The sequence below is a fragment of the Haloarcula litorea genome (assembly GCF_029338195.1).
GTDB classification, from domain to species: Archaea; Halobacteriota; Halobacteria; order Halobacteriales; family Haloarculaceae; genus Haloarcula; species Haloarcula litorea.
Genome location: NZ_CP119779.1, coordinates 390,315 through 414,512, shown reverse-complemented (window position 1 = coordinate 414,512; position 24,198 = coordinate 390,315). Strand labels below are relative to the sequence as shown.

Sequence of the window (24,198 nt, the reverse complement as noted above, 5' to 3'; positions counted from 1 at the left end):
GACTTATTACTAACAGTACTGTGGTACACGGTAATGGCTATTAACGACGTAGTTAGTTTTAATAACGGTGGCCGGACATCTCTGCTCGGCCTCGCGGGGGTGGTCGGGCTGGTCGCGCTGTCGGCCGCGGCCGTCGCGACGGGGGTCCAGAAGGTGCTGGTCATCTCCTGGGTGGCCTTCGCCGCGATGGCCACCGGGGCGTGGCTGGGCGCGCGGGCGACCCGGACGAGCCCTCACCGGCTCGTCTGGGGGTACGGCCTCGCCAGCGGCGCGATGGTCACCTCGGCCGCGATGTTCCTCGTCCCGCAGGCGATGGGACTGGGGACGGCGGCCGGCACCGCACGCATCGGCGGTATCGGCGTCGCGGCCGGGCTGGTCGCCGGCTACGGCACCCACACCGTCGGCCACCGGCTGACCCACCTCGACACCTCCTTCGACACGACGACGGCGGCGATCACGGCACACGCGCTCTCGGCGGGTGCCATCATCGGCGTCGTCTACGCCTCGATGCCGTCGCTGGGCTACCTGCTGGGACTGGCGATCGTCTCCCACAAGGGACCGGCGGGCTACGCCGCCGCCAGACGGCTCCGCCGGAACGACAACTCGGCGACCGCGCTCCTGTTGCCCGCGGCCGGGGTCGGACTCACGGCCATCCCCGCCGCGACGCTGTCGGTGCCACAGACGCCGCTCACCAACGCGGTCGTCTTCGGCTTCGCCGCCGGCATCTTCCTCCACGTCGCGATGGACTTCCTGCCGAACTGCGAGGCCGGCAGCGAGATCGACGAGGTCTGCTCGCTGGAGGAACACTCCCACGACCTGCTGGACGAACTGCGGACCCACGCGGTCGGGTCGACCGTCGCCGGCGCGGCGCTGGTCGTGCTCGCGTGGATCGCCGTCGCGTGACCGCTACCGGCTGTCGGTCCCGGTCGGCGACCGCTCCGTGACCGGCCCCGTGGGCGTCGCCGAGGCGGCGGGGCGGACGGTCAGACTGGCGTCCTCGGCCTCGCCCGGCGCGTCGAGCCGATAGGTCGTCTCCCGCGGCGGCTCGGCCTCGTAGGGACTGGGCGCGTCGAACTCGTGGGTCGCGGTCCCGACGGGGTCGAGCACCCCCGAGAGTCGGGCGACCGGGGTGTACGCGATCCGCGGGCCGGTGCGGTTGAGCGCGAGGACGTAGCGCCCGGTCCGTTCGCTCTCGTTGGTCACGGTGACCGCGACGGTCGGGTCGTCGTCCTCGTCGACGACGGTCGGCCCGTCCAGCGCGACGCCGACCGTCGCCGGCGGCGTGGCGAGCCGTTCCCGGACCGTCTCGCCGGGGACCCACTCCCCGCCGGGCCACGTCAGCCGCGTCCCGCCCGCGTCGCCGGTCCCGGGCAGCCCGAACAGCAGCGGGCCGCCGGCCTCGCCGTAGCGGACCGCCCAGTCGTCGTCGCGGTAGAGCCCTTGCGGGGGTGCCGTCGGCCAGTAGCTCTCGCCGTCGAACTCGAAGACGACCTCGTCTCTCGGCGGTGCGCCGCCCTCGGCACGCAGCCACACCAGGAGGTACTGGCCGGCGTCGTCGAACACGCCGATCGAGTCCGGCGTGGTCGGCCCGACGTAGCCCGGCTGGACGGTCGCGGACTCGACGGTGCCGGCACCCCCCGTACCCGTGGCCGTCGGGTCCGGACTCGGAACGGGCGTGACCGTGTCGTCGGGCGGTGCCTCGACGCGTGAACAGCCCGCCCCGGCGGCGAGCGAGGCCGAGAGGGCGAGGAAGCGGCGGCGATCCATACCCGCGCGTTCCGGGCGTCGGGATAAGTGCCTTCAGGACGGTCCGACCGGCGTTTGAGCCATCAGTTGTACTCCCGCCAGCGGTAGCCACACTCCTGGCACTTGAAGAAGCGCGTCGGCGGTTCGTCGGCCGCGCCGGTCTGCTTGATCGTGTACCAGGCCTTCCCGTGGCCACACTCCTCGCAGGTCACGTCGTCGGCCGTCGGTTTCCCCTCGAAGTTGGCGTCGGCCTCCGTCTCGATGACGTCGTCGTCGCTCTGCTCGTCGGTGCTGACGAACGCGGCGGCGCGGTCCTCGTCCTTGGCGACCCGAGCCCCGCAGCTCCCACAGACCATCTCGTCGCCGTCCGCGTGCATCATCGAACCGCAGTCGTCGCAGAACTGCATACCCGGACCTGGTGGGTCGTCGCCCAAAGGCGTTACCTCTCGGTCTTCGAGGGGCGAGCCGTTCACGCCCGGGAGGCCGTCACTCGTCGTTGCCGAGCGCCCGCTGCTCGGCGACGAGCGGGCAGTCGAGCAGCCGGACCGTCTCCATGTCGAGGAACTCGACGATCTCGGTGCCGTCGTGCGTACAGCGGACCTCGGGCGGCCCGGAGAAGTACTCGCACTGCTCGCAGTAGCGGTGTTTCGACACCTCGGCGTAGCGGCTCCCCGCGAACTCGACGGTCCGGTCGTCCGTGTCGTCCCCCAGCGACTCCCACACCTCGTCGGCGTCGACCGAGCCCACGTCGACCTGCTCGAAGGGGCTCTCGGCCCCGCCGAAGGGGTCGCCCTCGCGGTCCTCCATCCCGGAGAAGGGGTCGCCGGGGTCGACCGGTCCCTCCCGGACGGGGTCCTCGCCGGGCGTCTCCGCGGCGTCGTCGTCCGGGAACGGGACCGTCCCGTCGGCGTCGTCGGCGACGCCGTCGAACAGGCCGCCGTCGGCCGGCCCCGGTCGGTCGTCCCGCGTCGCCGGCTGCCCGTCGTCGGACTCCTCGCCGGGTGCGTCCAGGGCGTCGAACGGGTCCCCCTCCCGCTCGTCCGCCGGGTCGAACTCGTCGAACGGGTCGTCGCCGGGCTCGTCGTCACTCATCGTCGGCCCCCGACTCCAGTTGTGCGGCGGTGACGAGCCGCGCCTTCGTCCGGAAGATCCCGCCCTCGGGGCGGACGTCCGACACCGTCGACCCGCAGTGGGGACACTCCGGGTCGGTCAGCAGGCTGACGTCCACCGACTCCCCGCAGCTCTCGCAGTTCGCGGTCGAGATGCCCTCCTGTGCCGCGGCCCGCTTGATGCGGTCGACCGCGCGCTGGTGCGCGTCGCGGCCCCCGACCTCGTCCCGCAGGTCGCTGACGACCCACGCGACCCGCTGGAGCTTGTCCTCGGCGTCGTCGACGCGGGCCGCGAGGCCGTCGACGCGCTCGTCCACGTCGTCGATCTCGGCCTCGCGGTCGGCGAGCTCCTCCTCGACGTGGTCGCGGACCTCGACGAGTTCGCGGTTCAGTTCGGTCAGTTCCGTCTCGAGTTCGTCCACCGCCTCGAACTCCGGGTGGTCGTGATCGGCCGGAGCCTTGGCGTCGGCCTCCTTCTTCACCTGGACGATCCGCTCGCGGACGTCCTCGATCTTCTCCTGGAACTCCGCCTCGACGCGGTCGTCGAGCCGGTCCTCGACGGCCGCCGTGATCTCGGGGAGACGGTCGCCGACGGCCGACTCGACGGCCGCGTCGACCTGCCCGTCGAGCGCGTCGGCCACGGCGGCCGCGACGGCCGCGTCGAGTTCGTCCTGCATCGCGTCCTCGACGGCCGCCTCCACGTCCAGTAACCCCTCGACCGTCGCGTCGTCGTCGAGTTCGGCGGTCGTCCGGTACGACGCGAGTAGCTGCCGGACGACGGCCTCCCGAGACACGCCCAGCGCGCCGGCCTGTTCGTCGAGCCACTCGTCGAGTTCCGGCGGCAACTCGATCGTCACGGCCCCCTCCTCCGTCGACTCACTGGCCATTACGTGTCCTTTATCGGAAACAGATAGTTAAGGGTTCCCCGCCGGTTTCAGGCGCTGAGACTGACACGGAGCCCGCGGGAGCGGCGATGTCTCGCCGGGTCACCGGATCTTCCGCACGTCGCTGATGTCGAACCCGGCCTCGCCGATCTCGGTCTCGAACTGGACGATGTTCTCCTCCTCGATCTGGGAGAGGACGCCGCGGAACTGCTTGACGACCAGCGTCCGGGCGCGGGTCGAGCCGCCGGACTCCCAGGCGAACTCCATCGTCCCGTGGGCGGCCTCGCTCAGCTGTCCCCGCCGGGTGTCGGTCAGCGTCTCGTGGTTGAGGTGCAGGAGGATCAGCCCGCCCCAGCGGTGGGCGGCCTTCTGGAGGCCGGAGACGAGGTAGGTGATGTCGGCCCACGAGAGCTCCTCGCCCATCGCCGCGACGAGGTCCGACAGCGAGTCGATGACGACGAGGTTCCCCGCCGCTGTCTCGTTGAGTTTCGTCCCCAGCGCCCCCAGCAGGTCCTCGCGTTCGTTGCGCGTCCGCAGGTCCTTGATGCTGGGCGTCTCCTCGGCGTACCACTCCCGCGGGACGGGGCTGACGTGGAAGTACCGCTCGGAGAGGTCGTGGAACTCCACTCCCCGCAGCCCGGCGTCGACGAGGTCGTCGTCCATCGCGAGCCGCATCTCGTCGGCCAGTTGCGTCTCGGTGCCGGTAAAGGAGATGTAGTGGACCGACTCCGGGAGCCGCGCGTCGTCCGACGGCGACCCGTAGTGGAGATCGAACAGCTCCTCGTCGGTCTCGGCCAGCGCGGTCACGAGCGCGCTCGTGTGGACGAACTCCCGCGAGCCGGCTCCGGCCTCGCCCGACAGCAACACGACGCTCCCCGCCGGCGCACCGCCGTTGACGATGCTGTCGAGTTGCTTGATCCCGAACGGGATGCGCTCCATACACGCGTTCGTGCCCGGGGTCGCTTAAACACTTGTCCCGCCGGCGGCGGTGGCGGCCAGCGCGGGCGGGTCGCCGACCGCCGCTCACTCCGAGAGGGACGCTCCGGTGTTGCGGGGGGCAGCGAGCAACACGTCGCCGTCGACGCCGGCCGCGTCGAGCGCGCGCTCGCCGGCGGCCCGGGCGTCGCCCTGCCGATCGGCGTCGGTCAGGCCCCACACCGTCGGTCCCCACGAGGACTGCCCGGCACCCGTGACCGACGGCGCGCCGGTCAGCGACTCGATGATGTCGCCGGCGGGCGGGCGGTAGACCCCACCCTGTTCGTCGGCGTACCACGCGCCGTTGAGACGGCCCAGGCGGGCGGCGGCGCGGCCGAAAGTCCCCCGATCGCGGGTGGCGATCGCCGGTAGGAGCGTCCGGGTGAGCAGGGCCGCGATCTCGTCGCCGATGCCGGGGTCGGCCCGCTCGATGGCCGCCCGCATACTGCTGTCTTCCTCGCTGCCGCTCTGCCCGGGGTCGCTGTCGGGGACGATCACGAGGAACCGCCAGCGCGCGGGCACGTCGTGGCGGGACACCACCGGCGGCACGTCCCAGTCGCCCTCCGCCGGCGGTTCGGCGGTGAACCGTTCGGTCGGGTGGCCGCCGTCGACGACGAACCCGCCGCGCTCGAAGGCGGCGACGCCGACGCCGCTTCGGCCGCCCCGCCCCAGTCGCGGCGCGACCGTCCGGGCGTCGGCGGTCAGGTCGTGCGCGCGTGCGACGGCGATCAGCGACGCCAGCGCCAGCTGTGTGCCGCTGCCGAGGCCGACGTGGCGCGGGAACCGCTCGCGGACCGTCACTTCGGCCCCCGGCACGTCCAGGGCCTCGACGACCCGCCGGACGTACGGCTCGGCCTCGTCGTCGTCACACCGCACCGTCTCGGCCGGTTCGGCCGCGAGGACCAACCGCGGCTCGTCGAGCGCGAGCCCGACGCCGCCGTAGAGCCGGTCGTGGGCCAGCGAGAGGTTCTGGAAGCCGAAGTGGAGCCGCGCCGCCGTCGTGACCGTCGCCATACGCCGGGGTTGGCGACCCCCGGGAAAGAAGCTACTGCCACCGGACGGTTTCGCCAGCCAGCCCTGGGTGACGGTACCACGAGTACAGGGCGCTTAAGATGCCCCGTTTCCTCACTCGGAGTATGAGCAAGCAGGAACGCCGCGAGCGCCCGGAGAAGGACCCGGAGCTCCGGTCGAACGAAGTCACCGAGGGCGTGGAGAAGGCCCCCCACCGCGCGATGTTCCGCGCGATGGGGTACGACGACGAGGACCTCGCCTCGCCGATGGTCGGCGTCGCCAACCCCGCCGCCGACATCACGCCGTGTAACGTCCACTTAGACGACGTGGCCGACGCCGCCTACGAGGGGATCGACGCCGCCGGCGGGATGCCCATCGAGTTCGGCACCATCACCATCTCCGACGCCATCTCGATGGGGACCGAGGGGATGAAGGCCTCCCTGATCTCCCGGGAGGTCATCGCCGACTCGGTCGAACTGGTCTCGTTCGGCGAGCGGATGGACGGGCTCGTCACCATCGGCGGCTGCGACAAGAACATGCCGGGGATGATGATGGCCTCCATCCGGACGGACCTCCCGAGCGTCTTCTGCTACGGCGGCTCGATCATGCCCGGGCAGCACGACGGCCGCGAGATCACCATCCAGAACGTCTTCGAGGGCGTCGGGGCCGTCGCCGACGGCGAGATGAGCGAGGACGAACTCGACGAGATGGAGCGCAACGCCTGCCCCGGGGCCGGCTCCTGTGGCGGGATGTTCACCGCGAACACGATGGCCTCCATCTCCGAGGCGCTCGGGTTCGCGCCGCTGGGCAGCGCCTCGCCGCCGGCCGAACACGAGTCCCGCTACGACGTGGCCCGAGAGAGCGGCGAACTCGTTCTCGACGTCGTCGAGAACGACCGCCGGCCCTCCGACTTCCTCTCCGTCGAGAGCTTCGAGAACGCCATCGCCCTCCAGGTGGCTGTCGGCGGCTCGACCAACGCCGTCCTCCACCTGCTGGCGCTGGCGGCGGAGGCCGGCGTCGACCTCGACATCGAGACGTTCAACGAGATCAGCGCCCGGACGCCGAAGATCGCCGACCTCCAGCCCGGCGGCGAGAAGGTGATGAACGACCTCCACGAGGTCGGCGGCGTCCCGGTCGTGCTGAACGCGCTGCTGGAGGCGGACCTGCTCCACGGCGACGCGCTGACGGTCACCGGCAACACCATCGCCGAGGAACTCGCCGACCTCGCGCCGCCGGCCATCGAGGACCTGGACGTCGACTTCCTGCACACGGTCGCGGACCCCATCCACGAGCGCGGGGCCATCCGCATCCTCTCGGGGAACCTCGCGCCCGAGGGCGCGGTCATCAAGATCACCGGCGAGGACCACCTCCACCACGAGGGCCCCATTCGCGTCTTCGAGGAGGAGTCCGCGGCGATGGAGTACGTCCAGGAGGGCCGCGTCGAGAGCGGCGACGCCATCGTCATCCGCAACGAGGGGCCACGGGGCGGCCCCGGGATGCGGGAGATGCTCGGCGTCACGAGCGCCGTCGCCGGGCAGGGTCACTCGGAGGACGTGGCCCTCCTCACGGACGGCCGGTTCTCCGGCGCGACGCGGGGGTTCTCCATCGGTCACGTCGCCCCCGAGGCGTTCGTCGGCGGCCCCATCGCCGCCGTCGAGGACGGCGACACCATCACCATCGACATCGACGACCACGAACTGTCGGTGGACCTCTCCGACGAGGAGATCCAGCGCCGCCTGGCGGACCACGACCCCGAACCCAACTACACGAACGGCGTGCTGGCGAAGTACCACCGCGACTTCGGCTCGGCCGCGAACGGTGCCGTGACGAACCCGGGCGCGAAGTGGGAGTAGGGAGACGCCGAAGGGAGTGAGGTGTCTCCAACCGTCCGAGCGGGGAACGTAGTGACCCGCGAGGAGTAGCGCGGTTCGGAGCCAGCACCGCGGACCGGAACGGCGACCGGTAGCGAGGCCGCGCCAGCGCCCCCTGAAAGTCGAGCCGGCACGCCCGCGAGACAGGGAGCCGCGGAGGAGTGGGGAGACCGCTCGCTCCCCCGCGGCGGACGACCGGCGGGTGTCACAACATCCGAGTAGGTGGAGGTGTTACACCTACCCGTGACAGAGACGTACGTCTGTGCGCACTGTCAAGCGACCGTCGAGCGTTCCTACGAGGTGCGCTCGCTCATCCGCACCTGCGACGAGTGCGGCGAGAACGGTCGCTTCCTCCACCGCTCGCTGGTGGACTCCCTGGAGTCGCTACCGGCCGAGCAGCTCCCCGAGGACTGGGAGTCGATGGCGCTCGACGACCGGTTCGAGGCCGCGCTGAAGGAGGGGCTCATCCAGCTCACTCGCGAGTGACGCCCGCGGCGGTCGGGGACGGTCCCGCGGCGCGCGGCAGTCGACGCGCAGGCGCACGTCTCCCCGTGGGCGGTCGACCCGCACCGCTCCGCCTGGCGGTCGCGGCGTTCCGGACCGCGGGACGCGGTTGGGGCGCAGTCGTCGCCACCGCCCGACAGCACCTCGCTGCGGCGGCGGCCGTCCCACCGCCGGGACGCCCCTCTGTGTCGCTACCTACTCGCCGTCGGCCGGTTCCCGGAGGTTCACGCCCGTGATCTCGAACCGCGCGCCACCGGTTTCGCCGTCGACGACCCGGATCTCCCACCCGTGGGCGTCGACGATCGACTGGACGATCGCCAGCCCGAGCCCCGACCCCTCTCCGCCGGTCGTGTACCCCTTCTCGAATATCTCCGCCGCGGCGTCCGCCGGGACGCCGGGACCGGTGTCCTCGACGTAGAACCCGCTCTCGCCTATCGTCCCGGCCGAGACGGTGACGTCGTCCGGCCCGTGGTCGATGCTGTTCCGGAAGAGGTTCTCGAAGACGGTGACGAGCCGGCTCCGGTCGGTGCTGACTCGCACCTCCTCGGGGATCTCGTTTCTCAACTCCGCCTCCCCAGTCCGACTGCTGCGCCACGCGTCGGCGGCGACCGGCCGCAAGTCCGTCCACTGACGACGACCGAGTGCCCGCCCTTCCCGAGCGAGCACCAGTGCGTCCTCGATGATCTCGTCCATCCGGTCCAGTGCGTCGGCGATCGGAGCCGACTGGTCGTCGTCCAGTAACTCGAGGTTCCCCCGCGCCACCATCAGCGGGTTCCGAAGGTCGTGACTCACGATCCCCGCGAACTCGTCGAGTTGCTCGGACTGGCGCTGGAGGTCGCGGGTCCGCTGTCTGAGCTCCGTGACGTCGCTGAACACGAAGGCGATGCCGGCCTCGACGCCGCCGTCCGTGACCCGCGTCACGCTCACGTCGTAGACCGTCTCCGTCGGCCCGTCCCGGAGTGTGATCGTCGCCTCGCCGGCCGCTATCGCCGCCTCGATCTGCTCCCGTGTGCAGTCACACGGCATCGCCGCGGTCGCGTTCGTCCCGATCGGCTCCGACACCGCGAGGATCTCCGTGGCGGCGGGGTTGTAGTCGACGATGTCGTGATCCGGATTGAGGACCACGACCGGATCAGCCAGGCTCTCGACGACGTGCATCCGTGCGACCGGGACGTGCCGCGACAGGTCGTCCCTGTACAGCGCGACGATGAAGAGCAGCGTCGAACACGCGACGCCGGCGGCGGCGTAGTCGATCCCGGGAACGGTGCCGACGATCAGGTCGGGGAAGATGTCGAGGAGCACGACCACCACGACGCTCCCGCCGATCGCGAGTGTCTGCCACTGCTCGACGTACACGGCTCGCACCAGCCGCTGAACGAGGCCGACGCTCCCCACGAGGACGAACAGGTACCCGATGATCTCGGTCAGGTGGAAGTGGACGGTCTCACCTTCGAGCGCGACCGCCACCAGCGGGGTCGAGACCGTCTCGACCGAGTCGTACGCGTACGTCGTCGCGAGGGGCGGGACGGCGCTGAACGCCAGCGAGTAGAGGAGCGCGACCGCCGCGAGCGCCGCCATCCAGGTCGATCGGAGGACGTCCTCGTAGCCGGCGTAGGTCAACGCGAAGTAGAACCACGCGACCGACATGACGGGCCGCAGTCCCTGCCCCGCCAGCGACGCGTAGTACGCCCCCTCCGGCCCCGCGAACACCTCCACGATCGCGGTGCCGACCCAGAGCCCGACGATACAGAGGAAGGCGGCGAACTCGGTCGCCGCCCGCCGGTCACGGTTCCTGGAGACCCACGCGAGGCCGAACAGGACGATCAGGAGCGCTCCGGCGAACACGGCGAGGTGGAGCGTCCGGGAACCGACCGCTAGCATCCCGACCGTCGGCGACGGCGGCCCTCGCCTGTGCCGAGGGAGCGAGACGGTATCCGGGGCGGCGTCGGCACTTCGCGGAGGGGGGAGTTCATATCGAGTCGTCGATAGATGTGACAAAAAACGGCTAGCCTAACTAGATTGTATCAACAGACGTTGCCACGGCACTGCTTGACGCGGTTCCGCGCCGTGTCGCCGGCACTGTTCCACCCCCGGAAGTGACGGGGCACCGTAGACTGTCCGCCCCGCCGTGGACCGGTCGGGCGCACGGCTCACGCCGACCACCTCGATTCGACGAAAAAGCGGAAGATAGCGCCGCTATCCTTTATTTTGGAGTGGGACCGCCGAGATTCGAACTCAGGTCCGACGCACCCCATGCGCCGAGGATACCGCTACCCCACGGTCCCGCACATCGGACGACGAGAGTGGTTTAATTAAGGGTGTCGTTTCGCCGTCGCCGTGTCAGGACTCCTCGCGGGGCACGACCAGCGGGGCCTCGTCGCGGACCGCCAGGCTGGCCAGCGGGTCGTTCTCGTAGACGGCCATCCCCTCCCCGCGGCCCAGCACGACGCCGTCGTGGTCGGTCGCGACGGTCGCGCGGACCTCGCCGTGGGGCGAGACCACGTCCGCGACGGGGTCGCCCTCGGTCAGCACGTCGCCGACGGCGACCCGGTGGCGGACCAGGCCGGCGGTGTCGGTGTGTGGGTGGACCGCCCGTCTGAGGCGGTAGTCGACGCCCGAAGTGATCGGCTCGGTGTCGGGCACCCACCCGGGGAGGGTATCGAGCGCGCCCAGATTCACGAGCGCCCGGTAGACGGCGGCGACCCCGCGGGCGCGTTCGGTCTCGTCGACGACGCTGTGGGTGCCGAGTTCGACCGTCAGCGCGGGGACGCCGGCCTCGTTGGTGACCGCGCCGGTCAGCGAGCGGTGCAGGCCCTCGCCGGTGTACTCGGGGTCGGTGTACTCCGTCACGACCGGGAGCCCCAGCGCGTCGGCCAGCGCCGCGAGGTCGTCCCGGAGCGCCTCGGCGGCGGCCTCGTCGCGGCGGTCGCCGTACAGGGTCCGGTCGCGGATGACGAACGGGAGCGAGCCGACGTGGGCGGTGTGGAGGTCGAGCAGGGCGTCCGCGGCGGCGTCGGTGACGGGTGCGTCCTCGTCGCCGGTGACGGCGTCGAACAGCGCCTCGTCGATGCGCTGCTGGACGCGGGGCGGCCGGTACTGGTCGGCGTCCGGGTCGGGGAAGTACCTGTTGGGGTCGTCGCCGTGGTAGTACGACTCCCTGCTGGTCCGGCGCAGGCCGGCGGGGTTGACCGTCGGCACGACCACCAGATCGCCGGCCAGCCGGTCGGGGAGGCGGTCGTCCAGCAGGTCCTGGGCGGCGGCGACGCCGGTGAGCTCGTCGCCGTGGACGCCGGCGGTCACCCACAGCGTGGGGCCGTCGCCCGTCCCCTCGGCCAGCAGGACGGGCAGGCGCTCCCGACCGCCGGTGGGGAGCGTGGTCACGTCGAGCCAGCCGGTCGCGGTCTCGCCGGGGTCGGTCGTCGCGGTTCCGACACGCATACCCGAGCCTGGCGCGCCGGCCACTAAAACGTCACACCAGCACGCGTTCGAGCTCGACGACGGTGCCGGCGTCGGCGTCGGGGTCGCCGGCCAGCGTCCCGAGACAGACCGCCGCGCCGTCGGGCGTGTCACAGGCGACCAGCCCGCCCGGCTCGGGCGTCGCGCCGCCGATCTCGGCCGGTGCGGTCGACAGCACGCCGGGCGCGTACACCGGCGCGCCCTCGGCCACCTCGCGGGCGGCGCTGGGGGCGATCGTCACCCGCGGCAGGTGAGCCAGCGCCCGTTCGGCCGGCCGGACGGCCTCCCGCAGCGGTCCCTCGTCGCCCTCCTCGGCGAACGCCAGCGCGTCCACGAGGTCGTGCATCGTCACGAGGGCGGCGTCGTCGAAGGTGCCCGTCGCGGTCCGGCGGAGGTCGCCCATGTGCGCGCCGGTCCCCAGCGCCAGTCCGAGGTCGTGACACAGCTTCCGGACGTAGGTGCCCGACTCGCAGCGGACCCGCAGCAGGGCCCGGCGGTCCCCGCGCTCCAGCACGTCCAGCGCGTGGATGTGGCGGGTCCTGAGCTGTCGCTTGACGGCGCTCTTGCGCGGGGGCTTCTGGTAGACGTCGCCCTCGAACTCGGCGAGGACGGCCTCGAAGTCGGCGGGCGCGCGGTCGTGGAGTTCGAGGACGGCGACGTACTCCTTGACGGCGTCGTCGAACACGCGGGCGGCGCGGGCGGCGTCGCCCAGCAGGACGGGGAGACAGCCGGTGACCTTCGGGTCGAGCGTCCCGCCGTGGGCCACCCGGTCCTGGCCGGTGGCGTCCCGGACCCACGCTGCGACCTGGTGGGCCGAGGGGCCGGGCGGCTTGTCGAGGTTCACGACGCCGAACGCGAGCAGCGAGTCGGCGTCGCGCTCGTCGGGTGGGCCACGGAGCGGCATCTCAGAACTCGTAGCGGACGTCCTCGATGGGTGCCTTCCCCTCGTCGCCGTCGGGCCGGTAGGAGTCGACGGCGTGCAGCGTCACGCTCAACACGCCCTGCGGGTCCCAGCGGGCGGTGTTGACCGAGAGGTCGTAGATGGAGAGGTCGTCGAAGTCGATGTCGTAGTAGTCGCTGTACCGCTGGGCCTCGCTGTCGCCCCGCTCTTTCGTCTCGGTGCGGGCCTGCTCGAAGGGCTTGTTCTCCCGCTGAGCGATGCGTTCGGCCCGGACGTCGAGCGGCGCGGTGAGCCAGAGCTTGACGTCGGCGTACTCGCCGGCCATCCAGCCCGCCAGCCGCGATTCGAGGACGAGGTCGTCCCGCTCTTTGGCGATGTCACGCAGCCGCCGGTCGAGGTCCCGGTCGATCTGGGCGTCCTCCTCGGCGGCCTTGTTGAGTTCCAGGGGGGTCATCCCTCGCTCCTCGGCCAGCTCGCGGAAGATGTCCCCGCCGCTGACGTGGTCGTAGTCCAGCGCGTCGGCGAGGCTCTTCGCGAGCGTGCTCTTGCCGCTCCCGGCGGGGCCGGAGACGGTGATCAACATACCCGTCCTGCGACGGTGGCGATGAAAGGCGTTGCGAACTGTCGGTGGCGCGGCGCGCTCACCCGGTCGGCGTCGTCTCGACGTTCAGCGCCTTCCGGATGACCTGCGTGAACGACAGCGAGCAGAGGAAGTACCAGAGGATCCACGCCTGCAGCGGGCCGGCGACGCCGGCCTGCCAGGCCTCGACCTCGCCGACGATGGGGAAGGTGGCGACGGGGGCCGACAGCGACATCCCGGTGCCGAAGACCATCCAGTAGAGCCAGAGGAACACGGGGATGTTGATGAGCATGATCCAGACCATCGGGCGGAACTGCTTCTTGAACATCCCCATCTGGTCGCTCATCAGCTCCATCTGCTCCTGTTCGAGGCGGTCGAGCGCCTCGTCGTCGCCCCGCTCTTTGGCCTCCTTGCGGCGCTCCTGGAGGTCCTGCATCTTCTCCTGGTGTTCGCCCATCCCGTCCATGTCCATCAGCTGGTCCTGCAGGATCGAGGAGGTGATCCCGGTGAACAGCGCCAGGACGAGGATCATCACGTAGAACGGGAGCGCCTCGGCCAGCGGCCCGAGCGCGACGTCCAGCACGCCGCCGATGGCGTCCCGGACGGAGGTCAGCGAGTAGCCGGCGAACAGGCCGATGGTCCCGAGGCCGGCGAGCTTGTCCCAGGTGCTCCACCCCTCGTCCTCGTCGTCGTCCTCGGGGGCGGCGTCGGACTCCTCCAGGGCCTCCCGGACGCCCTCGGGGTCCTCCACGACGAACCCCTCGCCGTCGGCGTCGACCAGCAGGCCGGACTCGATGAGCCGGCCCCACTCGCCGCTGGTGAGGTCGTCGCTGACGTCGCTCCACTGGACGGTCCCCTTCTCCTCCGCGACCGAGAGGACCGTCGCGAGCGCGTCGGTCATCGCTTCGCCGTCGTCGGCGAGCCGTTCCACCTTCGGCGCGGTGCGTGCCATTACACTCCTCTCAGCGGCGACGCCGTATCAACTTTATTCTGTGTGCTCGTCGACGGCGGCCCGGATGTCCGCCCAGACCTCGTCGGGGGTCCCCTCGCCGTCGATAGTGACGAACCCGTCGTGGTCCTCGTAGTGGTCGATGACCGGGGCGGTGTTCTCGTCGAAGACGTCCAGTCGGTTGCGCACCGACTCCTCGTTGTCGTCGTCGCGCTGGACGAGCTCGCCGCCGCACTGGTCACAGACGCCCTCGGTCTCGGGCGGGTTGAACTCGACGTGGTAGTTCGCGCCGCAGTCGTCGCACACCCGGCGGCCGGTCAGGCGGTCGACGAGCTCCTCGCGGGAGACCTCCAGCGAGAGGATCACGTCGAGGTCGGTCATCCCTTCGAGCTCCTCGGCCTGCTCTAAGTTGCGCGGGTAGCCGTCCAGCACGAACCCGTCGGCCTGCGAGAGCGCCTCGGCGACGATGGCGTTGACGACGGCGTCGGGGACGAGGTCGCCCGCCTCCATGTACTGGCGGGGCGTGTCGTACTCCGTGTCCATGTCGGAGATGTCCATGTCCTTGTTGGCCCGGAGCGCGTCGCCGGTGGTGACGTGTTCGACGTCGTACTCCTCGGCGAGGTTGGCGCTCTGGGTCCCTTTGCCGGCTCCCGGCGGCCCGAGAATCAGGATGCGCGGATTCGACATATCCGACCGTTCTGGGGGGCTCGGTAAAACCTTGTCCAAACACGCCTGACCGTCGCCCGCGACCCAGCGTGCCGTCACCCAAAGGGGGTTGTGTGAGTGGTCCCAATCGAGGGTATGCTCGACGCAGGCGACGCGGCACCCGAGATCAGCGCACCGAACCAGCACGGGGAGACGGTCAGCCCCGACTTCGCGGAGCCGACGGTGGTGTACTTCTACCCGAAGGACTTCACCGGCGGCTGCACCATCGAGGCCCGGGACTTCCAGGACCACTATCCCCAGTTCGAGGAGGGCGGCATCACCGTCTACGGCGTCTCGATGGACGACGCCGACACCCACGCCGACTTCGCCGAGGAGGAGGGGCTGCTGTACGACCTGCTGGCCGACCCCGACGGCGAGGTCGCCGAGGCGTTCGGCCTCGACACCAGCGAGGGACGCACCGACCGGGTGACGTTCGTCCTGGCCGACGGGGAGGTGACGGCCGTCTACGACCCCGAGCTGTCGGACCCCTCGGGCCACGCCGAGGAGGTGCTGCACGACCTGCGCAACGAACACGTCCGGGGCGGGTAGCGGGCGAAGACGGTGGGCGTGGACCTCCCACCGCCCGCTAGATCCACGGCGTCTCGGGGTCGACCGGGTTCGACGGTGCCTCGCCCCGCAGGACGGCCGCCACGTCGCCGGCGACGCCCCGCGAGAGGTCCGCGCGGCTCTCCTCGGAGTACCACCCCACGTGGGGCGTCAGCACCACGTCGTCCCGCTCGGCCAGGGGGTCGTCGGCCGCCGGCGGCTCGGACTCCCGGACGTCCAGCCCCGCCGACGCGATCTCGCCGGTCTCCAGGGCCGCCAGCAGCGCGTCCTCGTCGACGACCGGGCCGCGGGCGGTGTTGACGAGGACGGCGTCGTCGTCGAGCCGCTCGAACTCCGCGGTCGAGAGCAGGTGTCGGGTCGCCGCGAACAGGGGCGCGTGGACCGAGCAGTAGTCGACGCGGTCCAGCAGCTCCTCGAACCCGACCCGCTCGACGCCGTAGTCACGCATCGTCTCGGCGTCGACGTTGGGGTCGTGGGCGATGACGTCGACGTGGAAGGTCCGGAGCTTCGACGCCAGCCGCCGGGCGATACCGCCGAAGCCGACGAGCCCGAGGGTGCTGCCGGCCACCCGGCGGAGCGGCTGGCCGGTCCCCCAGTCCCAGGTCCCGGCCTTGACCTCGCGGTCGTACTGCGGGACCGCCCGCACGCAGGCCAACAGGAGCGAGAGCGCCTGGATCGCCACCTCGTCCAGACAGTAGTCCGGGACGTTGACGACGGTGATCCCCTCGTCGTCGGCCGCAGCGACGTCGATGTTGTCGACGCCGATCCCGGCCCGCCCGACGACCCGGAGCGTGTCGGTCCCGGCGAGAGCCTCGGCCGTCACCGGCGTCGCCGCGTCGACGACGAGGCCGTGTGCGCCGCGGACGGCTTCGGCGACGGCGGCCTCCGTCTTCTCGTCTAAGATCTCGATGCTCGCGCCCGCCGACTCCAGGATCTCGGACTGGGTCGCCGGGTCGACCGTCTTGTTGTCACAGAGGACCACGGTGTACTCCATACCGGGGACGCGGCAGGCGGCGTCAAGAGTCTACGGGCTGACACGGCGCGGTCGCCGACCCGCCGTGACTCACCGCTCGGGCGGCCCGTCCCACGCTTCGCCGTCGTCCTGGGGCTCGTAGCCGACGGTCTCGCGGGCGTGTTCCAGGTCGTCGAGCCAGCGGCGCTCGTTGCCGCTGACGCCGTAGAAGTGGTCCCACTCGACGGTGTCGTCCCGGAGACAGCAGTCGACCAGGTGGGCGCAGTCCCGCCGGGACTGCCAGAGGCCCTTCATCCGGGCGACCTGCTCGTCGTAGGCGTCGCTGCCGCGCTCCCAGCGGCCCTCGTCGACGCCGCGCTCGGCGTCGCCGTAGGGGTGGTCGTACTCGGGATCGCGGATCGCGCCCAGCCGGAGCCCGTAGAAGCGAATCCCGTGGGCCTCGGCGGCTAGCCGCCCCAGGTCCTCGCCGTAGCTCTTGGTCAGGCCGTACCGGGAGTCCGGCCGGTGGGGCTCGTCGTGGCCCGCCCGGATGCCCGACTCCTGGTAGTGGTACACGTCCGGGGCGTTGCGGACCTCGACCATCCCGACGGCGTGGTTCGAGGAGGCGAACACGAGCGAGTCACAGCCGTGTTCGACGGCCGCCTCGGTGACGTTGTGGATGCCCGCGAGGTTGTCCGCCTGCGCGTCGTTCCACCCCAGCGAACGGTCGCCCGGCCCGCCCGTCCCGGGCGTCAGCGCGAGGTGGACGACGGCGTCGTGGCCCACGACGTGGGGTGCGAGTTCGTCGTACTCGCGGACGTCGGCGACCACGTCGACGCCGTCGCCGTCCGCGACGTCGAGGCGAGTGAACGCGTGGTCGTCGAGGTGGTCCGTGATCGCCGTCCCGACGGTGCCGGCGGCACCGGTGAGCAGAACGTCCATACCCCGTCGACGGCCGCCGCCGACAAAGGCCCTCTGACGGGGACGGCGTCGGCCCGAGCGACGGGGAACCGCCACACGGCGACGGCCTGTATTGTCAGGGCAATACAAATTAGCCACAAGGGCTTTTCAGGTCGCGGCCGGCCGTGTCGGTAGATGAGTCCCACGCTCCAGGACCGAGTGCGGTCGTTGCTCTCCCGCGGCGACCCCGAGGAGACGCCCCGATCGGACGGCGATCACGGGGAGACGACGCTCTCGACCTGCCCGGACTGCGGAACGACCTACATCGGCGAGGTCGAGTCGTGTTCGAACTGCGGCGGGGCCGTCGAGGAGACGCCGACCGAGCGGGACCTCGGACTACTCTGAGTCGGGTCCGAACAGTTCCGCGCCGGCACCGATGCGGGTCTGGTAGGCGCGGGCGTCGACGCCGCGCTCGTCGAAGGCGTCCAGCATCGCGCTCGCGATGGCCCGCCGGTCGCCGTCGTGACAGGCCGCGATGACCGTCGGCCCGGCCCCCGAGATCGTGACTCCCGTCGCGCCGGCCGCCAGTGCGGCCTCCCGGACCGAATCGTAACCGTCGATGAGCTTCGCTCGCGCGGGCGTGACGACGGTGTCGTGCATCCCCTCGCCGACGAGGTCGGGGTCGTCGCGGTGCATCCCGGTCGTCAGCGTCGCGGCGTTGCCGACCGTCTCGACCAGCTGCTCGACGCGGGCCCGCTCGGGGACGACCCGGCGGGCGTCCCGCGTCGAGACGACGATGTCGGGCAGACAGGCCACCAGCGGGATGGCGGCGTCGACCTGTCTGACTCCGGCGGCGGTCGCGATGGTGAACCCACCCATAATGGCCGGAGCGACGTTGTCGTCGTGGGCGTCCCCGGAGACGACGGCCTCCCCCTTGGCGGCGATGGGGACCAGCTCCTCACGGGTGTACCCGCGGTCGTACAGTTCGTTGAGGCCGACGGCGGCGGCGGCCGCGCTGGCCGCCGACGACCCCAGCCCCGAGGCCGGCCGCACGCCCTTGTCGATCTCGATGTGTGCGGGGGCGTCCAGCGCCTCGGCGACCGCCCCGACGGTGTTCTTCTCGGGGTCCTCCGGGATGAACTGGCTCCCGGCACCGGTCACCTCGATGGTCGTCCGGTCGGCCTTCGACAGCCGGAGGACGTCGGCCGGCCGCTCCAGCGCGACGCCGAACACGTCGAACCCACTCCCGAGGTTCGCGCTCGTGGCCGGTGCCCGGACGGTGAGCATACCCGCGAATTTCAGCAGTGTGGGCAAAAAGGTAGCGGAGTGCCCGTCGCCCCTCGGAGTCTCACGAGTGAGAAACTGGACCAAACACCTAAACGGATATTCCTCATCCTTCCGGTCGAACGGAGCGATGGGTCTCACGACGGCGACGCTTGTCGCGATCGCGAGCGGGTTCGCCGGCCTCGTCAGCCTCGCCATCGCCGCGGCCGCGTGGCACAACAGGTCGGTCCCGGGCGCGGGCCCGCTCGGCTGGCTGCTGGTGGCCGCCAGCGGCTGGTGTCTCCTCGAGGCGGCCTGGGTGGTCACGACCGATCCGGCGACGGCCCGGGCGGTCTTCGTGTCGATGCGGCTCACCTCGGGCTCGATGGTCGCGCTGTGGGTGGTGTTCGCCCTCGTGTTCACCGGCCGACGGGCGTGGCTCACGCCGGCGCGACTGGCCGGCCTGCTGGTGGTCTCCAACGGGTACACGCTGCTGGCGGCGACCGACGCCGCCCACGGGCTCGTCGACCTCGGCGTCGTCCGGGCGACCGCGTCCGGGATGACGATGTTCGTCCCGGTGACGGGTCCGTACTACGTCGGACAGACGGTCCTCTCGTACGCGCTCGTCGGCGTCGGCTACGTCCTGCTCGGCGAGTTCCTCCTCCGGTCGCGGAACCTCTACCGCAAGCAGACGTTCCTCGTGCTCGTCTCCGGCGTCCTCACGGCGACGGCACACGCCCTGTTCACGCTCGGGGTCTCGCCGCACCCGGGGCTCAACGTCGCGCCCCTGACGTTCGCGGCCAACGGCGTGCTCATCGGCGTGTCGCTGTTCCGCTACGACTTCCTCGCCGTGACGCCGCTGGCCCGCGACATCCTCGTCGACGAACTCCCCGACCCGATGCTCGTGTTGGCTCCCGACGGGACGGTGATCGACTACAACACGGCGGCGGCCGACCTCGTCGCGGAGCGGACGGGGGAACCGGCCGACGCGCTGGACCACGAACCGCTCGCCGAGGTCGCGCCGGACCTGCTCGCGGACGTCGAGGCCGGCGAGGTGCTCACCGTCGGATCGACGCTGACCCACTACGAGCCACAGACCCGGACGATCACTGACCAGCACGGGACCGAGCGGGGCCGGCTCGTCATCCTGCGGGACGTGACCGGACAGCGCCGCCGACAGGACCGCCTGGAGGCCCTGCAGGCCGCGACCCAGCAGTTCCTCGGTGCGGAGAGCGCCGAGCGGATCGGCCGCCTGACAGTCGACTTCGCGACCCGGGTCCTCGACCAGCACGTCGCCGGCGTCTTCCTCGCGGACGGGGACGAACTCGATCCGGTCGCGGTCAGCGACGCCGCACGCGAGCAGTTCGACGCCTCGACGCTGCGGTCGACGGCCGGCGAGGAGAACAGCCTGTGGACGGTCTACCGGAGTGGACGCCGCCGGATCGTCTCGCTCGACGACGTCGACGCCGGCCCGTGGGAGACGGTCCTCGTCCTCCCTCTCGGGGACCACGGCGTCCTCGCGGTCGGGTCCGAGACGGACACCTACACGCCCGAAGACGAACAGTACGCGGAGGTCCTCGCCCGGACGACGGAGGTGGCCCTCGAACAGGTCACGCGCGAGCGTCAGCTCCAGGAGAGCCGCGCCTCGGTCCAGCGACAGAACGAGCAGATCGAGTTCTTCAACGGCGTCCTCAGACACTCGCTGCGCAACGCGATGCTGGTCATCCGCGGCCGCGCGGCCCACCTCCGGGAGCACGTCCCCGAGGGGGAGGCCCACCACGTCGACAGCATCGAGGACTGGTGCGGGAAGCTCACCGACATGAGCGAGAGCATCCGCGCAATCAACCAGACGGCCGCCGCCAGCGAGTCGCGCCGTCTCGACGCGGTCGACCTCGGCGCGACGCTCCACCGGGTGGCTGGGACGGTCGACCGGCAGTACCGCGACGCGTCGGTGACGCTGCACGTGGACGCCGCCCCCGTGCTCGGCGACAACCTCACCGAGGAGGTGCTGTTGAGCGTCGCCGAGAACGCGGTCGTCCACAACGACGGGGAGCCACACGTCGAGATCGTCGCCGAGCGCATCGCCGACCGCGTCCAGGTACGGATCGCCGACGACGGGCCGGGGATCAGCGACGACCTGAAGGAGACGGTGTTCGAGCGGTCGCTGACGGCCGACCAGACCGCCGACGGGTTCGGCCTCTACTTCGTCTCCGTGATGATGGAACTGTACGGCGGCACCGTCTGGTTGGAGGACAACGACCCGACGGGCACCGTGGCGGTGCTGGAGTTCAAGCTGGCCGACGACGACCCGAGTCGGGACGTCCCGGGGGACGCTCCCGACGCCGTCGACGGTTCCGGGACCGACGCCGGCGACGGCGTCCCCGACGGCCGAACCGACGAAGCGCAAGGTAATTCCCCCGACGACTGAAACTGGCGGTATGATCGGCGTCGTCGGCGGCGGGGTCGCGGGACTCGCGGCGGCCCACCGCCTCCAGGAGCGTGGCCACGAGGTCCGTGTGTTCGAGGCGAGCGACGACCTCGGCGGCCTGGCCGCCGTCTACGAGACGGCCGGCGACCCCATCGAGAAGTTCTACCACCACCTCTCGAAGTCCGAGGAGACCATCGTCGAACTGGCCGAGGAACTCGGCCTGGGCGACGACGTCGAGTGGCGGATCGGCGAGAACGCCTACTACGTCGACGGCGTCGTCCACCCGATGGACACTCCCTGGGAGATCCTTGCCTACCCGCACCTCTCGCTGTACGACAAGTTCCGGCTGGGGATGCTCGTCCTGGACGTGGACGTGCGGGGCGGCGTCCCCTCGTTCGACTCCTACGAGCGCCTGGAGGACTACGAGGACGTCCCGATCGAGGAGTTCGTCGTCGAGCACACGACCCGCGGGGTGTACGACAACTTCTTCGAGCCGCTGCTGGACGCGAAGTTCGGCGAGCGGAAAGACGACGTCAGCGCCGCGTGGCTGCTGGGCCGCGTGAAGTTCCGCGGCGAGCGGGACGTCCTGAACGGGGAGATCCTGGGTTACCTCGACGGCGGCTTCGGCCGCCTGCTGGACGCCCTGGTCGCGGCGGTGGGGCGGGGGAACGTCGAGACGGGCACGCGCGTGACCGACCTGCAGTTCGCCGACGGGGCCGTGACGAGCCTGACCGCCGAGTCCGACGCCGGGACGACGACCCACGACGTCGACGGCGTCGTCGTCGCGGCGATGCCGAACGTCCTCGAGTCACTGACCGGCTACGCCTGCGACATCGACTTTCAAGGGACGGTCTGCTCGGTGCTCGGCCTGGACGAGTCGCTGCTCGACACCTACTGGCTCAACATCGCCGACGAGGCCCCCTTCGGCGCGCTCATCGAGCACACGAACTTCGTCCCGCCCGAGCGCTACGGCGGCGAACACCTGCTGTACGTCGCCCGCTACGTCCAGTCCCCCGAGGAGGACGTCTGGCAGCAGGACGACGAGGCGGTCCGGGAGACGTGGCTCGCGGGCATCGAGGACCTGTTCCCCGACTTCGACCGCGAGTCGGTCAACTGGGTCCGGACGGCGCGGAACCCCCGGACGGCACCCGTCTACGAGCGGGGCTACCTGGACATGGTCGTCCCCTACGACCTCGCCGACGAGGTGGCCGCGGGCGTCTACTACGCCGGGATGGCCTCCCGGGCGCAGTACCCCGAGCGCTCGCTCAACGGCGGCATCGTGGCGGGCTACGAGTGTGCCGACCGGATCGCCGACGGGGAGTGACAGGTTGGTCGGCGGAGGAGGGGCGACCGCCGGCCGGCCCGGACTCGCCGCCGGCTACCGCGGCGGTTCGGGCTGCTCGTCGCCGACGAGCCCCTCGTCGGTGATGCGGAACTGGACCGTCTCGCCGGCTGGCTTGGCGCGGTGTTTCTCCAGCGTGGCCCGGCGGTTGCCGCCCCGGAAGCGGTCGACCCGGAGGATGGCCCCCGACCAGTGGTTCAGCGTGTGCCCGCCCAGCGCCGTCGAGCGGTCGCTGTCGGGGTCGGTGAACACCTGGTTGGTGAAAAGCACCGCGAGGTCGTGTTTGCGGGCCAGCGAGAGCAGGTGGGTGATCTGGTTGGCCACGTCCCGCAGGGTCTCGCCGCCGTCGCCGTCGCTGCGTTCGAGTCGGTAGAAGCCCGTCGCGCTGTCTAAGACGATCAACTCCACCTCGGCGGCGAACTCGGCGGCGTCCTGGACCGCCTCGGTCTGCTCGTCGTAGTCAAGCGCCTCCGAGACGATCAGTCGGCCCGCGAGGTCGTCGACGGTCTGGTCGGTCCCCGCGGCCCGGCCGCTCGCGATCTGTTCCATCCGGTCGGCCGAGATCCCCTCGGTGTCGACGTAGAGCGCGGCGTCGCCCGCGGCCGCGACCTCGACGGCCGCCGAGAGCGCCACGTTGGTCTTGCCGGCCGCCGGCGGACCGTACACTTGCGTGACGGCCCCGCGTTCGAGCCCGCCGCCCAGCAGTTCGTCGAGCGGCTCACAGCCGGTCGAGACGTGGTCGCTCACGGCCGAGCGTTGTGCGTGTTCCGATAAAAACGCTCGTACTCCGCCCGCTCAGTCGAGGTGTCGGCGGAGCACGTCAGCGAGCACCTCCGGGTCGTCGATATCGGCGACGGCGAACCGGAGGTCGGTCCGCCAGGGCCGGTGCAGGACGAACGCCTCGTCGGTCCGCGTGTAGCCGTCGAAGGTCGCCCACCCGAACAGCCGGCGGGCGACGGGCAACCGCTGTTCGACGCCGGCCTCGGTACACACGTAGCGGCGCTCCTGGCCGGTCTGGGCGAACCCGACGCCGCCGGCGAACAGGGCCTGGGCGGCCACCCGGAGCCACCACCGATCGGTCAGGACCCCGACGGCGAACCCGACGGCGGTGACGCCGATGACGACCCACGCGCCCCGCCGCCACCGCCGCCGCGCCCGCTCGGGCCAGCCGGTGCGGCCGTCCCACTCGACGGACGCCTCGTCGACGGTCGCGGCGACGTACCGGGTGTGGGCCATCGCCGCGAGCGCGATCCCCAGGAGGGCCGCACCGAGCCCCGCGAAGAACGCGAGGACGCCGGCTATCCCCGTCTGTCCGAGGAGGGCGAACCCGCCCAGCGCGTAGCCGACGGGCGCGACGGCCAGCAGCCAGCGCGCCCGCGACCGGCCAAGGCGGACGACGAGCGAGCGGGCGCGCGCGACGGCGACCCAGACGACCGCGGTGACCGCCAGGACCGTCCCGAGCAGGAGGCCGTACAGGCCACCGGCCGCGAGCGAGAGGCCCGCGTCGCCGGCGAAGACCACCGGCGGCGCGACGGCGGCGGCGACGTAGCAGCCGGCCACGAGACCGAGCAGCGGATCCGCGTCCCAGCGGCCGTCCGCGGCGGTGGCGGGCTTGACCATACGGGCGCGTTCGCCCAGCGGTCACAAAACCGTATCGCGAGCGCGGCCGACACGCTTTTTCCACAGCGACCGGACCGGATCGGTATGCCCTCCGACGACCCGCGCGAACTGCTGTCGTACGCGCTCGACCCGACGTTCCTCCGACTGTACGCCGTCGTCGTCCTCGGTGCCCTCCTGCTCGACGTCGACCTCGCGACCGTCCCGCTGCGCCACCTCGTGGCGAGGGCGATCGCGCCGCTGGTGGCGATGCTGCTGGACGCGGTCCTCACCGTCGTCGACGCGGCCCTCGCGCTGGCCGGGGCGCTCCTGGTGCTTGGCGGGCTCGTGGCCATCGTCCGGAAGGTCGTCCACGACGCCACCGCGCCGTCGGCCGGGGACGGGGCGACGGGCACGGACACCCAGCAGGCGTAAGTGCTCACCCGACGAAAGGCCGGG

The 24,198-nt window shown here is 71.3% G+C and carries 24 protein-coding genes, 1 tRNA gene and 1 pseudogene; 8 read left to right on the top strand and 18 right to left on the bottom strand.

From position 1 onward, the window contains the following. Positions 1-33: 33 nt before the first annotated feature. On the top strand, positions 34-903 hold the full coding sequence (locus P0592_RS02255; protein ID WP_276272641.1) for a ZIP family metal transporter: 870 nt from the start codon (positions 34-36) through the stop codon (positions 901-903). 3 nt (positions 904-906) lie between these two features. Here P0592_RS02255 and P0592_RS02250 read toward each other — a convergent pair whose 3' ends face one another. From P0592_RS02250 to P0592_RS02225, 6 genes are all read right to left on the bottom strand, one after another. After that, the gene (locus P0592_RS02250; protein ID WP_276272640.1) at positions 907-1,767 is read right to left on the bottom strand and encodes a hypothetical protein; all 861 of its coding nucleotides are present in this window, start codon (positions 1,765-1,767) and stop codon (positions 907-909) included. A gap of 62 nt (positions 1,768-1,829) precedes the next feature. Further along, on the bottom strand, positions 1,830-2,153 hold the full coding sequence (locus P0592_RS02245) for a transcription factor S (protein WP_276272639.1): 324 nt from the start codon (positions 2,151-2,153) through the stop codon (positions 1,830-1,832). A 79-nt stretch (positions 2,154-2,232) separates the two neighbouring features. Next, positions 2,233-2,838 carry a DUF8135 domain-containing protein gene (locus tag P0592_RS02240; RefSeq protein WP_276272638.1) on the bottom strand — a complete coding sequence of 202 codons (606 nt, stop codon included), beginning with the start codon at positions 2,836-2,838 and terminating at the stop codon, positions 2,233-2,235. Beyond that, complete coding sequence (locus P0592_RS02235; protein WP_276272637.1) at positions 2,831-3,742, bottom strand: TFIIB-type zinc ribbon-containing protein; 912 nt, start codon at positions 3,740-3,742, stop codon at positions 2,831-2,833. Before P0592_RS02235 ends, P0592_RS02240 begins: the two co-directional genes overlap by 8 nt. Before the next feature lie 99 nt (positions 3,743-3,841). Beyond that, positions 3,842-4,678 carry an RAD55 family ATPase gene (locus P0592_RS02230; protein WP_276272636.1) on the bottom strand — a complete coding sequence of 279 codons (837 nt, stop codon included), beginning with the start codon at positions 4,676-4,678 and terminating at the stop codon, positions 3,842-3,844. An 84-nt stretch (positions 4,679-4,762) separates the two neighbouring features. Beyond that, positions 4,763-5,728 carry a beta-ribofuranosylaminobenzene 5'-phosphate synthase family protein gene (locus P0592_RS02225; RefSeq protein ID WP_276272635.1) on the bottom strand — a complete coding sequence of 322 codons (966 nt, stop codon included), beginning with the start codon at positions 5,726-5,728 and terminating at the stop codon, positions 4,763-4,765. A gap of 122 nt (positions 5,729-5,850) precedes the next feature. On the opposite strand from P0592_RS02225, the gene ilvD reads away from it, so the two are divergent. Both ilvD and P0592_RS02215 read left to right on the top strand, forming a co-directional pair. Then, entirely contained in the window at positions 5,851-7,578 is a 1,728-nt protein-coding gene (gene ilvD / locus P0592_RS02220) for a dihydroxy-acid dehydratase (protein WP_276272634.1), read from the top strand. Positions 7,579-7,839: 261 nt separating this feature from the next. After that, complete coding sequence (locus P0592_RS02215; protein WP_276272633.1) at positions 7,840-8,082, top strand: hypothetical protein; 243 nt, start codon at positions 7,840-7,842, stop codon at positions 8,080-8,082. 213 nt (positions 8,083-8,295) lie between these two features. Here the strand turns inward: P0592_RS02215 and P0592_RS02210 are convergent, their stop codons facing one another. The 7 genes and pseudogenes from P0592_RS02210 to P0592_RS02180 form a co-directional block, all read right to left on the bottom strand. Next, complete coding sequence (locus P0592_RS02210) at positions 8,296-9,981, bottom strand: ATP-binding protein (RefSeq protein ID WP_276272632.1); 1,686 nt, start codon at positions 9,979-9,981, stop codon at positions 8,296-8,298. 333 nt (positions 9,982-10,314) lie between these two features. After that, positions 10,315-10,385: transfer RNA gene (locus tag P0592_RS02205), tRNA-Pro, on the bottom strand. A 55-nt stretch (positions 10,386-10,440) separates the two neighbouring features. Next, positions 10,441-11,538: a succinylglutamate desuccinylase/aspartoacylase family protein gene (locus P0592_RS02200; RefSeq protein WP_276272631.1), complete on the bottom strand. Its 1,098-nt coding sequence runs from the start codon at positions 11,536-11,538 to the stop codon at positions 10,441-10,443. A 31-nt stretch (positions 11,539-11,569) separates the two neighbouring features. Then, positions 11,570-12,460: an RNA-guided pseudouridylation complex pseudouridine synthase subunit Cbf5 gene (locus tag P0592_RS02195; RefSeq protein ID WP_276272630.1), complete on the bottom strand. Its 891-nt coding sequence runs from the start codon at positions 12,458-12,460 to the stop codon at positions 11,570-11,572. A gap of 1 nt (position 12,461) precedes the next feature. Then, positions 12,462-13,067: pseudogene (gene cmk / locus P0592_RS02190) on the bottom strand ((d)CMP kinase); the annotation flags it as partial. Between the two features lie 31 nt (positions 13,068-13,098). After that, entirely contained in the window at positions 13,099-13,989 is an 891-nt protein-coding gene (locus P0592_RS02185; RefSeq protein ID WP_276272628.1) for a DUF106 domain-containing protein, read from the bottom strand. A 33-nt stretch (positions 13,990-14,022) separates the two neighbouring features. Next, positions 14,023-14,673 carry an adenylate kinase gene (locus P0592_RS02180; protein WP_276272627.1) on the bottom strand — a complete coding sequence of 217 codons (651 nt, stop codon included), beginning with the start codon at positions 14,671-14,673 and terminating at the stop codon, positions 14,023-14,025. Between the two features lie 114 nt (positions 14,674-14,787). Here P0592_RS02180 and P0592_RS02175 point away from each other — a divergent pair, with 114 nt between their 5' ends. Next, positions 14,788-15,240 carry a peroxiredoxin gene (locus P0592_RS02175; protein WP_276272626.1) on the top strand — a complete coding sequence of 151 codons (453 nt, stop codon included), beginning with the start codon at positions 14,788-14,790 and terminating at the stop codon, positions 15,238-15,240. A gap of 37 nt (positions 15,241-15,277) precedes the next feature. Here P0592_RS02175 and P0592_RS02170 read toward each other — a convergent pair whose 3' ends face one another. Continuing rightward, positions 15,278-16,252 carry a C-terminal binding protein gene (locus P0592_RS02170; protein WP_276272625.1) on the bottom strand — a complete coding sequence of 325 codons (975 nt, stop codon included), beginning with the start codon at positions 16,250-16,252 and terminating at the stop codon, positions 15,278-15,280. Between the two features lie 69 nt (positions 16,253-16,321). Then, a complete protein-coding gene (locus tag P0592_RS02165; RefSeq protein ID WP_276272624.1) occupies positions 16,322-17,152 on the bottom strand; it encodes an NAD-dependent epimerase/dehydratase family protein in 831 nt (276 codons plus the stop codon). Between the two features lie 153 nt (positions 17,153-17,305). On the opposite strand from P0592_RS02165, the gene P0592_RS02160 reads away from it, so the two are divergent. After that, positions 17,306-17,515 carry a hypothetical protein gene (locus P0592_RS02160; protein WP_276272623.1) on the top strand — a complete coding sequence of 70 codons (210 nt, stop codon included), beginning with the start codon at positions 17,306-17,308 and terminating at the stop codon, positions 17,513-17,515. On the opposite strand, the gene P0592_RS02155 is transcribed toward P0592_RS02160, so the two are convergent. Beyond that, positions 17,507-18,397, bottom strand: coding sequence for a homoserine kinase (locus tag P0592_RS02155; RefSeq protein WP_276272622.1), 891 nt, complete (start codon positions 18,395-18,397; stop codon positions 17,507-17,509). The two genes, P0592_RS02160 and P0592_RS02155, sit on opposite strands and share 9 nt — an antisense overlap. A gap of 127 nt (positions 18,398-18,524) precedes the next feature. Here P0592_RS02155 and P0592_RS02150 point away from each other — a divergent pair, with 127 nt between their 5' ends. Both P0592_RS02150 and P0592_RS02145 read left to right on the top strand, forming a co-directional pair. Beyond that, complete coding sequence (locus P0592_RS02150; protein ID WP_276272621.1) at positions 18,525-20,801, top strand: sensor histidine kinase; 2,277 nt, start codon at positions 18,525-18,527, stop codon at positions 20,799-20,801. A 10-nt stretch (positions 20,802-20,811) separates the two neighbouring features. Continuing rightward, the gene (locus tag P0592_RS02145; RefSeq protein ID WP_276272620.1) at positions 20,812-22,125 is read left to right on the top strand and encodes an NAD(P)/FAD-dependent oxidoreductase; all 1,314 of its coding nucleotides are present in this window, start codon (positions 20,812-20,814) and stop codon (positions 22,123-22,125) included. A 54-nt stretch (positions 22,126-22,179) separates the two neighbouring features. Here the strand turns inward: P0592_RS02145 and radB are convergent, their stop codons facing one another. Both radB and P0592_RS02135 read right to left on the bottom strand, forming a co-directional pair. Next, positions 22,180-22,890: a DNA repair and recombination protein RadB gene (gene radB / locus P0592_RS02140; RefSeq protein WP_336406665.1), complete on the bottom strand. Its 711-nt coding sequence runs from the start codon at positions 22,888-22,890 to the stop codon at positions 22,180-22,182. Positions 22,891-22,938: 48 nt separating this feature from the next. Then, the gene (locus tag P0592_RS02135; protein WP_276272619.1) at positions 22,939-23,763 is read right to left on the bottom strand and encodes a hypothetical protein; all 825 of its coding nucleotides are present in this window, start codon (positions 23,761-23,763) and stop codon (positions 22,939-22,941) included. Positions 23,764-23,847: 84 nt separating this feature from the next. On the opposite strand from P0592_RS02135, the gene P0592_RS02130 reads away from it, so the two are divergent. After that, positions 23,848-24,174, top strand: a complete 327-nt coding sequence (locus P0592_RS02130) for a hypothetical protein (protein ID WP_276272618.1) — start codon at positions 23,848-23,850, stop codon at positions 24,172-24,174. Positions 24,175-24,198: the final 24 nt, after the last annotated feature.